General features: G+C 52.3%; 13 protein-coding genes. 2 read left to right on the plus strand and 11 right to left on the minus strand.

What is annotated here, in order from left to right; genetic code table 11:
• Positions 1 to 170 precede the first annotated feature (170 nt).
• The 8 genes from B5F17_RS08955 to B5F17_RS15240 all read right to left on the minus strand — a co-directional run bounded on the left by B5F17_RS08955 (position 171) and on the right by B5F17_RS15240 (position 7,289).
• Positions 171 to 1,331, minus strand: a complete 1,161-nt coding sequence (locus B5F17_RS08955) for a UxaA family hydrolase (protein WP_016147054.1) — start codon at positions 1,329 to 1,331, stop codon at positions 171 to 173.
• Between the two features lie 11 nt (positions 1,332 to 1,342).
• Positions 1,343 to 1,633, minus strand: a complete 291-nt coding sequence (locus tag B5F17_RS08960) for a UxaA family hydrolase (protein ID WP_016147055.1) — start codon at positions 1,631 to 1,633, stop codon at positions 1,343 to 1,345.
• 37 nt (positions 1,634 to 1,670) lie between these two features.
• Entirely contained in the window at positions 1,671 to 2,954 is a 1,284-nt protein-coding gene (locus B5F17_RS08965) for a nickel pincer cofactor-dependent isomerase, group 22 (protein ID WP_087373174.1), read from the minus strand.
• 461 nt (positions 2,955 to 3,415) lie between these two features.
• A complete protein-coding gene (locus tag B5F17_RS08970; protein ID WP_016147057.1) occupies positions 3,416 to 3,925 on the minus strand; it encodes a TRAP transporter small permease in 510 nt (169 codons plus the stop codon).
• 12 nt (positions 3,926 to 3,937) lie between these two features.
• Positions 3,938 to 4,621 carry a cyclase family protein gene (locus B5F17_RS08975; protein WP_016147058.1) on the minus strand — a complete coding sequence of 228 codons (684 nt, stop codon included), beginning with the start codon at positions 4,619 to 4,621 and terminating at the stop codon, positions 3,938 to 3,940.
• Between the two features lie 33 nt (positions 4,622 to 4,654).
• The gene (locus B5F17_RS08980) at positions 4,655 to 5,719 is read right to left on the minus strand and encodes a TRAP transporter substrate-binding protein (protein ID WP_087373177.1); all 1,065 of its coding nucleotides are present in this window, start codon (positions 5,717 to 5,719) and stop codon (positions 4,655 to 4,657) included.
• Positions 5,720 to 5,781: 62 nt separating this feature from the next.
• On the minus strand, positions 5,782 to 7,071 hold the full coding sequence (locus B5F17_RS08985) for a TRAP transporter large permease (protein WP_087373180.1): 1,290 nt from the start codon (positions 7,069 to 7,071) through the stop codon (positions 5,782 to 5,784).
• 95 nt (positions 7,072 to 7,166) lie between these two features.
• Positions 7,167 to 7,289 (minus strand): hypothetical protein, encoded by a 123-nt coding sequence (locus tag B5F17_RS15240; protein WP_275532122.1) that lies wholly within the window; start codon positions 7,287 to 7,289, stop codon positions 7,167 to 7,169.
• A gap of 731 nt (positions 7,290 to 8,020) precedes the next feature.
• On the opposite strand from B5F17_RS15240, the gene B5F17_RS09000 reads away from it, so the two are divergent.
• Together B5F17_RS09000 and B5F17_RS09005 are read left to right on the plus strand one after the other, a co-directional pair.
• On the plus strand, positions 8,021 to 9,931 hold the full coding sequence (locus tag B5F17_RS09000; protein ID WP_087373186.1) for an acyl-CoA dehydrogenase family protein: 1,911 nt from the start codon (positions 8,021 to 8,023) through the stop codon (positions 9,929 to 9,931).
• 15 nt (positions 9,932 to 9,946) lie between these two features.
• Entirely contained in the window at positions 9,947 to 11,161 is a 1,215-nt protein-coding gene (locus B5F17_RS09005; RefSeq protein ID WP_087373188.1) for an FprA family A-type flavoprotein, read from the plus strand.
• 99 nt (positions 11,162 to 11,260) lie between these two features.
• Here the strand turns inward: B5F17_RS09005 and B5F17_RS09010 are convergent, their stop codons facing one another.
• The 3 genes from B5F17_RS09010 to B5F17_RS09020 are packed head-to-tail and all read right to left on the minus strand — an operon-like array spanning position 11,261 to position 13,318.
• A complete protein-coding gene (locus B5F17_RS09010; protein ID WP_087373189.1) occupies positions 11,261 to 11,776 on the minus strand; it encodes a YjbQ family protein in 516 nt (171 codons plus the stop codon).
• Positions 11,777 to 11,782: 6 nt separating this feature from the next.
• Positions 11,783 to 12,478 (minus strand): triose-phosphate isomerase, encoded by a 696-nt coding sequence (locus B5F17_RS09015; RefSeq protein ID WP_087373192.1) that lies wholly within the window; start codon positions 12,476 to 12,478, stop codon positions 11,783 to 11,785.
• Between the two features lie 6 nt (positions 12,479 to 12,484).
• Positions 12,485 to 13,318 (minus strand): class II fructose-bisphosphate aldolase, encoded by an 834-nt coding sequence (locus tag B5F17_RS09020; protein ID WP_087373195.1) that lies wholly within the window; start codon positions 13,316 to 13,318, stop codon positions 12,485 to 12,487.
• Positions 13,319 to 13,324 lie beyond the last annotated feature (6 nt).

Raw genomic sequence — 13,324 nt, forward strand, 5'->3', positions numbered from 1 at the left:
TTTCTGCCATCGGCGAGGACGGCGTGATCGGGTAAATCGCCGCGACCTCAGTGAAGGCATAGGCCACATGGGCGGCAGCCGTGTTACCGTCCATTACGGCATACTTTTTATTCATACGGATCTCATCTCCTAGTTTAAATCAATATCAAATCACACGGAATGATTGTCTATTATACGAAATTGCAGACACGAGCGATTGCCATTTCGGTAAAGCCCAGTGCCTCGGCCTTGGTCTGTCTGCCGCTTGCAACTTCGCTCACGAGCTTCATAAAGTCATCGCCCAGCTTCTTGAGGTCGCCGCCGTAAATGATCGGGGATGCGTCCACGTCGATGTTGTCTTCCATCTTTGCGAAGGTGATGCGGTTACCGGTGATCTTGATGACCGGTGCAAGCGGGTTACCGGTGGGTGTGCCGCGGCCAGACGAGAATACGATGACCTGTGCGCCGCCTGCGACCATTGCTGCAACCGAAGACGGGTCATTACCCGGGGTGTCCATGATGACCAGACCCTGATGCGCCTCGACCTGCTTTGCGTAGTCATATACTGCATTGACCGGGGTGTGACCGCCCTTATGGATGCAGCCGAGCGACTTCTCTTCCAGCGTGGTGATACCGCCAGCCTTATTGCCGGGAGACGGGTTGCCCTCGCGGACTTCCTCACCAACCAGCTGCAGTGCCTTCTCGTAACGGTGAACGATCTCGAAAATACGGTCATGTACCTCGGGGGTTGCTGCACGGCGTGCCAGAATGTGCTCTGCACCGATGAACTCAGTAGTCTCAGACAGAATGGAGGTACCGCCCTCAGCGACAATGCGGTCGCTCATCTCACCGATGAGCACATTTGCTGCCAGACCGCTCGTCGGGTCAGAGCCACCGCACTCGGTACCGATGATGAGCTCGGACATCGGGAACTCTTCCTTCTGCAGCAGAGATGCGTCAGCTACCATTGCCTTGGCATAGCGCACACCAATATCAACTGCCTTGAGGGTACCGCCAACTTCCTGGATGATAACCTGCTCGATGGGCTTGTTGGTGCGCTCCTGAATAGCCTTTACAACCAGATCCATCTGGCAGTTTTCGCAGCCCAGCGATACAACAACCGTACCGTATACGTTGGGGTTTGCAGCGTAGCCTGCCATAACGTCCATGGTGTACTGCTGGTCGGATGCAACCTGCGAGCAGCCCAGCTGGTTATTGAAGGTAACCGCACCCTCGACCTGCTGTGCGATGATGCGTGCGGTATCGGAAGCGCAGACACTGGCCGGCAGGATCAGCACTTTATTGCGGACGCCGACACGGCCGTCCGGACGCTTATATCCATAAAAAGTCATGTCCGTCCTCCTTATTCCTTCTCTTCCAGGTTCTCACGATGGCCTTCCACGTTGTGTACATGGACGTGGTCACCGACTTCAATGTCACACATGGCAACGCCGATGTGCTCGCCGTACTTGACAACCGGCTCGCCTGCCGCAATCTTGCGGACAGCCAGCTTGTGATAAATCGTAATATCTGCACGTGCGGTCAGCTGCTTCTCTTCGCCGTCGCACAGGTAGGTCACGGTCTCGCCCTTGGTGATCGGCTCGATGGCAACTGCTACGTTGTCCTTGCCGTCAATCATCATGGCATTCAGCATATTTTTTCGCTCCTTTATCTGGGCTAAATTTCAAAAATCAGAACAGGTTACCCTCTTCGTCAAAGGGCAGGTCATACGGCTCGGAAAGAATTTCGATGTTGGGATTCTCCTTTGCCAGCGGCAGCAAACCCTCGGAAATCTCGATGTACTCGATGTGCATGGTATCCGGAATGCGGATCATCTTCATGTTGTTCTGATCCTCTGCGTCCGGGCAGCAGCACAGTGCCAGCTGCAGGGCCTCGCGGTCGTTGTCCATGATCATCGGGATCTTCATCAGATGCAGGAAGGTATTGGTGACACCGGTCGGGTAGGTCATCTCCAGCTTCATCTTATTGAACAGTCTGCGGGTGGTAACCTCTGCAAGACCGATACCCTGTGCGTTGCCATGGGTCTCGTCGGTCAGGTCAAGAATAACAACCTTTTCTGCGTCAATACCGCCAGAGCAGTACTTGGGCTGTACGAAACGGCCGGAAATGTTGGGGTCCATGCCGTCGCCCGAGATGTTCTTGCCGATCTTATCGACAACCAGAACGTCACACTTGTCAAACAGCAGATGTGCGATGGTCTTGTAGGACAGATCGCGCAGCTTGGGCTCCTCGGTGATGATCTCATCGGTGGTCAGACCGCGGATCAAGTAGGTCTCGTCGTATGCGTTCTCGATGATGGCGATACCACCCAGAATCGGGCAATGCTCCATGATCGTGCGGCCATACTCCTCAACCAGCTCGTGCATGATTGCAGGGCTCTGGTGATGGATGCTCTCTGCACCGTGCTGCTTGCCCAGGCCAATGGCCATCATCTTCATCAGGCCGCTCTCGTAACGACCGCGGAAAGAGGTATGGGGCTTGATACGGTTAAACAGGATGATACCGTCAGCTTCCATGGCGTTCTTGTCCACGAAAACCGGCTGCTTGCGGATGCCGGACAGGCCGACCTGTACGGTCTCCATCGAGCTCTTAATCGGGCAGCCCATGTTTTCCTCGGTGATACCGTAATCCTTCAGAATCTGGGTCTGACCCTCTGCCGTTGCGCCGCCGTGGCTGCCCATAGCTGCAACGATGTACGGCTCTGCGCCCTTGGACTTGACAAAGTCTACGATTGCGCGTGCCATCATGGCGTAATGGTTGATACCGCGGCTGCCGCAGGTGATTGCAATGCGCATGCCCGGCTTAATCTGGCCGCCCAGCGCCTCGCGGGACAGTTCGTTCTGAACGGTCTCGACAATCTTATCCTCCGGGATGTGTGTGTCGTCAAACACCTCGCGAATCTTCACCATCTTCGGTACCGGTACGTCCTTAATCAGATCGGTAATGGTTTCCAATGAAAATTCCTCCTTTCAAATCCTCGTTTGACTCCTATCATCATTACTTTTTACAATCAAACCGACTCTTCCCTGTGCGGCGATTGTATTTTTCAAGGATTCTTACTTTTATGGTATCCATATCATTCGATTTTTCGATACATTGTTCTTATTTAAGAACAATGTTCTTTATTTCATCCTGATATATTATATCACGCAGTCAACAGGGTGTCAATTTGCAGCATGGTGCTTTTTCATCACTTTGCACAAATTTCCGTCCTTTTCCACAGTTTCACGACAAATCGGTATCTGTGCGCCGGATTCGCTTGTCTTTGCTCACAAATATGCCCTCAGAGAGGCGGTCAGATGGAGTCAAATTGCTGTTATTTTTTACCAGAAACATTTTTTACTCTGCGGCCGCAAAGCAAAAAATCCCATTGAACGTCCATATCCGAGCATTCAATGGGATTTTCTATGACAAATTAGTCTACCGTCTCTGCCTTATTCCCATTGGCCAGGAACTTAATGCATGCGACCAGCTTAACCACAGCCATAATTACGATCAGGACCATGCCTACCATGATACCGCTGTTGAGTACCCACAGCGGATACTTCATAACGGTACTTGCCTCACCGGTAGTCATCTGTGTGGTGATGATCGTATACATCTGTGTTACGATCAGTGCGGAAACACCCAGGGCGATTACGTACTGAAAGGTTTTGAGGATGGTGTACTTTACCATCTGCTTTTTCTCCTTGGCCTTGTCCTCAAACAGGGTCAGGGAAATCAGTTCATCATTTTGGAATGCCAGCGCAGAGCCAACAAATACGATCCAGACGAACAGCAGCTTGAGCAGCTCGTCTACCCACGGCGTAGAAACGATCAGGACGTTACGTGCCAATACAGCGTACGTCTCGACCAGGATCATAACTACACCGATAAAACCGAACAGTGTCTCTGCCGCCGATAAAAGCTTCTCAGATGTTTTCATAGCGACATCTCCTTATTCTTCTACAACAGCAATTACACGGATCTGGCTGCCGTCGGCCTGCTTGGTATTGAGCGGAAGCGCAATCAGCTGACAGGTCGGCGTGCCGATCTCCCACAGATTGGTCATATACTCAATCTGCAGAATCTCTCCCTGCTTGAGCACATGCTCATGCACCGGCTGCGGCGTATACGGGTCGCCCGGCTTCATAAAGCGATGCTCACGGATCGCGTAATCCTGCGGGAAGTCATAGCCGACAACCTTGGGCGCGTACTTCTGAATCCAGATGCCTGCGTCCTCGGTCAGATACGGTGCATTGTCCCAGAAATCGGTGGTCTTGAACGACACCTTCTTCGGACGGTCGGTACGAATGATCAGGCTGTCATAGTGCTTGTCCTTGAACGGCTCGTTTGCCTTCTCCAGCATTTCGCCGGTGATCGCCGTATTGTCTCCGCAATCGGAAAGATCGAGCACCAGGCAATCGGTGATCGCCCAATCCTGGATCGGATAATCATCCAGGTTCTTGCCGTTGGGATCAAAATGCAGCGGTGCATCAATGTGCGTATACCAGTGAGACTGCAAATTATAGGCCGTGCACTGCCAGGGGTCACCGTTTGCATGGGTACGGACCGGAGTGACCTTGAATCCGTAACGCCAATGCTCCACGATGGGCAGGGTCAAATCAACAATTCTTCTCATATAAATCTTCTCCTTTTTCAGAAAAGAGTCCGCTTACTGCGCATTCTGAATCATGTCGACCAGCTCGGTGCCATATACATCGGTAAAGATCGACCAGGAGGGCATTGCTCTCTCCTTGAATGCTGCCTTATCCGGATTTTCAACGATCTCGCAGCCATTGTCGACCAGCGTCTGCATTGCAGATGCCTGCGCTTCGTCGACCATCGCAAGCTGTGCGTCACGTGCAACGTCAGCTGCCTCACGGATCAGAGCCTTCTGAGAGTCGGACAGTCTGTCCCAAGTCATCTTGCTCATGCCCATGTACAGAGGCGTATAAACGGCATCGGTCAGGGTAACGTAGGGCTGTACCTCGTAGAACTTACGGGATACGATCTCATGGAGCGGGTTATCCTGTGCGTTTACCGTATTCTGCTGGAGTGCAGTGTACAGCTCGGAAGCGTCGATGCTGGTGGTCAGTGCGCCCATTGCTTCCCAAGTTGCAATCTGTACATCGGAAGCCAAGGTACGCATCTTAATACCTTCCATATCTTCGGGCTTGGTGATCGGACGCACGTTGTTGGTCAGCTCACGGAAGCCGTTCTCCCAGAAGGACAGGCCGATAATGCCGTTGTCCTCGAACATTGCATGGATGGCTTCTGCTGCAGGGCCTTCGGTTGCAGCACGCGCAGATTCCAGATCAGAGAACAGGAACGGCAGCTGAAATACGTCAATTTCGGGTACCAGGTTGGAGAAGTAAGAAGTACCGGCAATGCCGATATCGATCGTACCCTGCTGCAGACCCTGAACCATCGAGGTCGCATCACCGAGTGCGGTGTCGTAGAACGCCAGCGCTTCGATGGTGCCGTCAGAGTATTCGTTGAGGTAGTCTGCCATAACAGCCGTCGCGCCGCCTGCCGGCGTGTTTTCTGCCATCGAGCCGCAGAACAGGCTCATGGAGAAGTGGTCGCCGGTGATCTCACCCGAAGCAACCGGGCCGGGTTCGGGCACTTCACGCTCGGGCTCTGGGGTGATGTCAACAGGCGTACCAATACTGGTGCACGCGGTCATGGTCAGCGCCATGCTGAGCGCCAGACCAAACGCAATCACTTTCTTCTTCATAACAATATCTCCTTTTCACTACTTAATCATCTTGCGGATGCGGTTAATCAGGATTCCCCTGTTTAACCGGCAGCACCGTTCATCAGATTCGGCAGGAAGATAACGATGTCCGGAATCAGGAGGACGAGCATGGTGCCGATAAAGATGGCAAGCAGCGGAATGGGCAGATGCGGAATGATCTTATGTACCGGCTGGCCGCCGACGCTGGATGCGACGTACAGGTTGATACCAACCGGAGGCGTTGCCAGACCGATGCAGAGAACGATAACCATGACAACACCGAAGTATACCAGGTTAATGCCGTAAGCCTGCGCGGTCGGGCAGAAGATCGGAGCGAAAATCAGCAGAGCCGGAACGGCATCGATGAAGCAGCCTGCAACCAGCAGGATGACAACAACCGACAGCATGAACATGAGCGGGCTGCTGATGGAAGAAGTAAACATGGTTGCGATATTCTGCGGGATACCTGCACGGGTAATAACCCAACCGAATACCTGAGTTGCTGCTACGATGAGCATGATGCCAGCAGCGCTCTTAACGCCGCCGTAAACGATCTTGCATACATCCTTGAGCTTGATTTCACGGTAAACGAACAGGCCGATGACCAGGCAGTAGAAGCAGCAGATTGCAGATGCCTCGGTCGGAGTGGTCTTACCGGAGTAGATGCCGCCCAGAATGATAACCGGTGCGAGCAGTGCAAAGAACGCATGGCCGAAGGACTTAATTGCTGCGCCCAGCTCGAACTTGCCGGCACCGCGGTAGCCCTTCTTGATGCACTGTGCAACGACGACCAGAAGCAGGATCAGGCCGAGGAGCAGACCGGGAATCAGACCAGCCAACAGCATATCGCTGACCGACTCGTTGGATGCAACTGCATACAGAACCATCAGAATGCTGGGCGGGATGATCGGGCCGAATACGCCGCCGACGGTCTGAATTGCACTTGCAAAGCCGGGGTCATAGCCATCCTCTTCCATGTAAGGGATCATGATACCGCCAACTGCAGCCGTGGTTGCAGCGCCTGCACCGGTCATTGCTGCAAAAATCATACTTGCAACAATGTCAACGACTGCCATGCCGCCAGGAATCCAGCCGACCAGCTTTCTTGCGAAGTCGACGATACGGCGCGAAATACCGCCGCCCTGCATCAGGCAGCCTGCAATGACGAAGAACGGAATCGCAAGCAGTGTAAACGAGTCAACGCCCTTGAGCAGCTGCTGTGCCACGATGATCAGCGGGATGTTCGTGTACAGTACCAGATACAGGATCGAGGACAGACAGAGGGTAAATGCGATCGGAATTCCCAGGAAAAGCATCACAAAAAAGGAACCAATCAAAATAACTAGATCCATAGAATTCACCTTCTCAAAAAAAATATTATGTTTTGGTGTTAACAACAGATTTCACCCCAAATTGCAGGCGTGAAATCCGGTACAGATCAGTCACATCACCCCCATAAACCAAGATTTTTCTTATCCATATCACTGTCCCAGGTATTTGCACATGGGACAAGAATTTCGCTGCTCTCATCTGATATAAAACCGCCCAGATGATCGCCATATTCTTTCACAGGTCCCCCCTGTACGTTGAATGGATAAGTAACCGAAATTACAGCACTCATGTATGCGCGCTGTAATCTCAATCAACCCAGCGCATCAACAGCTGTCTTCTCAGACTGCAAGGTGTATTTTGTGAAACCATTTGCCGTCAAAAAGAAGAAATGATTCATCCGTCCATCATTCTATCTCACGGATAAATCAACTTTGTGCGCTGAAAGCTCCGCTCAGCAGAACATTATGTACTACCAAAAGGAGCTTTAGATTGCGTTAATTATATCACAAAGGTGTTCTGTTTTCAAATCATAATTTGATATTCCGAACCGTAGGCGACAAAGAAAAAAACGCTATAACCCTCTGCATATGTGCCTATTTTATCGCATATTGTCGTTTCCGCGCTCCTATATCTCTTGATATATGCAACCAAGTCAATCGAAAAAGATTGTATCAGAAAAAAATTTTGGGCAAATTTTCCTGAAGAATAACCCATCCAATTGTTGCCTAAGCAACCATAATCTCTGCTTTTTTGCTTTATGCGCATAAAATCTTACCTTTTTTGATCTTTAAGGGAAAAGTTAATATTTTTATTTGTGCACAATGCGCAGAGCTTGCATAAGTGCACAAAAAACGCTGTTTTATTCTATCTAAAAGTTCGATTGACGAAAGAATACCAAAATAGTATTCTTTAGGAAAGTGATCGATTCCAGACCGCATGACTTGATTCGAGATAAGGAGGTTTCCTTTTATGTTATTCCAAACCACCGAGGCGCACGAAGCGCTGCGTGCAAAAGTACGGGCATTTGCAGAAAAAGAAGTCAAGCCCCATGCATTCCGCATGGATCAGGCAAACGAATTCCCGACCGAAGCTGTAAAAAAGCTGGGTGAACTGGGTCTTATGGGTATTCCCTACCCCACCGAGTACGGCGGAGCCGGTCTGGATGTGTTAAGCTACGCCATTGCCGTGGAAGAACTCTCCCGCGTAGACGGCGGCACCGGCGTTATCCTGTCCGCGCATGTTTCGCTCGGCTCGTGGCCGATTTTTGCCTTCGGCACCGAAGAACAAAAGCAAAAATACCTGGTTCCGCTGGCAAAGGGCGAAAAAATCGGTGCGTTCGGTCTGACCGAACCCAACGCCGGTTCGGATGCAGGCGGTACCGAGACCACCGCGATCGACAAGGGCGACCATTACCTGCTCAACGGCGGCAAAATTTTCATCACCAATGCGCCCAAGGCTGACATCTATGTCGTCTTTGCCGTCACGACACCCGACATCGGTACCCGCGGCATCTCGGCGTTCATCGTCGAAAAGGGTTGGGAGGGTTTCACCTTCGGCGACCATTACGACAAAATGGGTATCCGCTCCTCCTCGACCGCTGAGCTGATCTTCAACGACGTGAAAGTACCCAAGGAAAACCTGCTGGGCAAAGAAGGACAGGGCTTCAAAATCGCAATGGCAACCCTGGACGGCGGTCGTATCGGTATTGCATCGCAGGCGTTAGGTATCGCGCAGGGTGCGTATGAATCGGCACTGGAATACGCCAAGGAGCGCGTACAGTTCGGCAAGCCTATCGGCTTCCAACAGGCGATCTCGTTCAAACTCGCAGACATGGCAACCAAACTGCGCTGTGCACGGATGCTGGTCTACTCGGCAGCCGAACTCAAGGAAGCACACGTGCCGTACAGCATGGAATCGGCAATGGCCAAGATGTACGCATCGGATATCGCGCTCGAAGTCACCAACGATGCGGTCCAGATCTTTGGTGGCACCGGCTTCCTCAAGGGTATGGATGTTGAGCGCATGTACCGTGATGCCAAGATCACGACCATTTACGAAGGCACCAACGAAATTCAGCGTGTTGTCATCGCCTCCCAGCTGCTGGGCAAGCCGCCCAAGTCCGAAGGCGGCAGCGGCAGCCGTGCAAAGAAGTCTGCACCGGTTACCGGCGTGCGCAAAAAGCTCATCTTCCGCGAAGGCTCAGGTGCCGAACGGGTTCAGGCACTCGTGCAAGCGCTCAAAAAGGATGGTTACGACTTCTCGGTCGGCATCCCGATGGACACGCCCATTGCACAAGCTGAGCGTGTAGTATCTGCCGGTCAGGGTATCGGTGACAAAAAGAATATGAAGCTCATCGAGCGCGTCGCCGCCGCTGCCGGTGCAGCAATCGGCTCCTCCCGTCCGGTCGCTGAAACCCTCCAGTATGTCCCGCTTGACCGCTATGTCGGCATGTCCGGACAGAAATTCAAGGGTAATCTGTATATCGCCTGCGGCATCTCGGGTGCCATCCAGCACCTGAAAGGCATTAAGGATGCCTCGACTATCGTTGCAATCAACAAGAACGCCGGTGCGCCCATCTTCAAAAACTGCGACTACGGCATCGTAGGCGATTTGAATGAAATCCTCCCGCTGCTGGCTGACGCGCTCGACTGCGGCGAAAAGCAGCCCGCTCCGCCCATGGTTAAGATGAAGCGTCCGAGTGTGCCCAAGCCCGAGCCGATTGGCAAGACCTATGTCTGCGGCGGCTGCGGCTATGAGTATGTCCCCGAGTCGGGTGATCCGGATGCCGAGATCGCACCGGGTACGCTGTTTGAAAAACTGCCCGAGGACTGGGTCTGCCCAGAATGCGGAGAAGGCAAAGAAATGTTCATCGAAGGATAAAGGAGGCGTTTCATTATGTATTGCGTACGCAATGTAACCGAAGATTTATACTGGGTCGGTGCCAACGACCACCGACTGACACTGTTTGAAAATATCCATCCTATTCCGCGCGGTGTGTCCTACAACGCCTACCTCCTGCTCGACGAGCACAGTGTTCTGTTCGACACCGTCGACTGGTCGGCCTGCCGTCAGCTGCTCGAAAACATGGACTATCTGCTTGCAGGCAAACCGCTCGACTATCTGGTCATCAACCACATGGAGCCCGATCACGGTGCATCCATTGAGGAAATCCTACTGCGTCATCCCAAGGTCAAGGTCATCTCGACCGAAAAGTCCTTCCTGCTCATGCGTCAGTTTGGCTTCCAGCTGGATGGTCACGAGCTGATTGAGGTCAAGGAGGGCGATACCTGGAGCTTTGGCCGGCATACCGTGACCTTTGTCGCCGCACCGATGGTACACTGGCCTGAAGCCATGGTCACCTTTGACACCACCGACGGCGTTCTGTTCTCCGCCGATGCATTTGGCTCGTTTGGTGCACTGGACGGCAAGCTGTTCGCCGACGAGGTCAATTTTGACCGCGATTGGATTGCCGATGCACGCAGATATTTCACCAACATCGTCGGAAAATACGGTCCGCATGTTCAGCTTCTGCTCAAAAAGGCCGCCGGTATTCTGGATCAGATTCGCTACATCTGTCCGCTGCACGGTCCGGTCTGGAGACAGGATCTCGGATACTTCATCGACAAGTACGATCACTGGAGCCGCTACGAACCGGAAGAAAAGGGTGTCATGATTGCATACGCTTCCATGTACGGCAACACTGAGGCGGCAGCTCAAGCGCTTGCAACCCAGCTGTGTGCGCAGGGCGTGACCAACGTCTGGATGTACGATGTATCCAACACCCATGTGTCCTACCTGATTTCCGAAGCATTCCGTCTCAGCCACATTGTTCTGGCATCGGTAACCTATAATCTGGGCATCTATCCGGTCATGCACAATTTCCTGATGGACATGAAGGCACTCAACCTGCAAAACCGCACGGTTGCGCTCATCGAAAACGGTTCTTGGGCGGTCAAGTCCGGCGATCTCATGCAGAAATTCCTCGAAGATGAGATGAAAAACATGACCGTCCTGAACGATCGCCTGTCCATGGCATCCGCTCTGCATCCCGACAAGGCAAGCGAGCTCCAGACTCTCGCCAGTGCGATTGTGGAATCTATGCAGAACTGACCCAACTTCTTCCTCCCGCTATATATAACATCTCCCGTAAAAACAGACAAAAAAGTAACGCCTCTGCTTAGGCGTTACTTTTTGCGTAAAACGTAATTTTTATTCTCCCATAACCATAACATGACATTTACGGTCACGCACGCGGTTTTGATCCCAGTCGATAAAGTAGATGTATCCTACTGAACCGGTCAGCAGCTTGCCATCACGCAGAATAAATGTCTCACTTGCGCCAAAGAAGGATGCTCGGATGTGAGCATCACCATTCAAAATGGTCGCCGGGTCGCACGGAAATTGCGGATCGTCCAAACTCATCAGAAAATCCACATGTTTAGGGCCGGGATAGCGATATTCCATATTCTCAGTCTTTTCCCGCGGAATGATACGATCCAAAATACGGTTGAGATCAACCTGCAAAAATTCATCTCCGTTAAAATCCGTATCGTGCACGTACTCCTCAAAAATAACCGAGCACGTCGTATGCGGTGACTGCACCACGCACATACCATTCTGAATTCCACTCTTGGCGATGATCTCTCGCACCTGTTCGGTCACATTATGATAAGACGGACGCGATCCATTGGATCGCACCACGATGGTATCCTGATAAATTGCCATGCTTTTTCACTTTCCTTCCTCTTTGATCTGATGCAGAGCGGTCAGCATTTCTTCCAGCGCCGCACAAGGATCGGGCTTCGCCACAATACCACTTGTACCTCCGGTACCGTCCGCACCCGAGCGAATGGCACGGATCACATCCTCACCCGTACTGATACCCGCTGCCTGCAAAACCAGGGTATGTGGAGATACCGATTTGACCGCTTCATTGGTCGCTGCCATGTAATCTCCTCCGCTGACCTTACCGGTTCCGATGAGCGACGTCGGCTCGCATACCATGATATCTGGATGCAGCATAGCCAGCGCACGCGCTTCCTCCACGGTATCGGCACACACAATCGTCAGAATTCCCAGTTCATCCGCGCGTGCCATTGCCTGCGCCAGCTTAGCAAAGGGCATTGCATGTTCTGCGTGGTTGAGGAAGGTTGCCTGCACACCGGCCTCCACGAGTGCCTCGGGCAGTACATGTCCCATACCTGCTCCCGGCCGCAGTCCATCCATGTGCTGCGCGGTGATGATAAGATGTTTAGTCTCTCGTTTCAGTGCTGGTAAGTCAACCAGCTGTCCGGTAAAAAATACATCCAAGTCATACTGTTCGGCCAGGCGATCGGCACAGCGTGCCAACTCCAATGCCTTTTCTCCGTACAGATACGCCTTCGGGTTGACAACAAAAAACGGGGTTCGAATCGCTCTCTTTTCCATTTCCAATCACTCCTTCGCGAAGACCGCATAATAGTGCCGGAGCACCTCAGCCATGCCCTGATTGGCCGAACGCTTAACGGCCAGATAATCTTTGGCGGCATCTTTCTGAATCTGCTCCATAGCACCGGTCAGGAAGTCAGTAAAAATGTTGATCTTGCTGATACCTTCGGTTGCACAGCGGTGTAAATTATCATCGCCTGTCCCCGAACCACCATGCAAAACAAGCGGAACCGGTATCTGCTGCGCCAATTCATGCAGACGATCAAAATTCAGGCAGGGTGTTTGCAGATTCTTATAAATACCATGGATTGTACCAATGGATACTGCGAGCGAGTCTACACCGGTCTGCTCCACAAACGCAGCCGCTTCCTCGGTGGTCGTATAAATGGTCTCCGAACTTTCCAGCGACGCGAAATTCTCACCCTGACCCACATGTCCAATCTCCGCCTCGACTGTCACGTCCTTGGCATGCGCCATCTGCACGATCTCGCGTGTACGGCGCACGTTCTCATCGAACGACTCACCCGATGCATCAATCATTACCGATGTAAAGCCCAGATCAATCGCCCGCCCGATAAAATCAGGATCCAGACCATGGTCAAGATGCAAAGCGACCGACACCGAAGATGCTTCGCCCAGCAATCTACCGATTGCTGCCGCTTCGTTCAGCGGCAGAACATTCTCTAAGACCTGTGCATAGGACAAAATCAGCGGTCGTTTGACTGCTTCGGCAACCTGCACGAACACTCGCGCAGAGTCCAGATCCACAAAGTCCGGTGCCGGCAGGGCGTATCCCTGCATCTTGGCCTGCTGTAACATTTCTTTTGAGTTGACTAACATATCCGC

This window comes from Butyricicoccus pullicaecorum (genome assembly GCF_002160355.1).
Lineage (GTDB): Bacteria > Bacillota > Clostridia > Oscillospirales > Butyricicoccaceae > Butyricicoccus > Butyricicoccus pullicaecorum.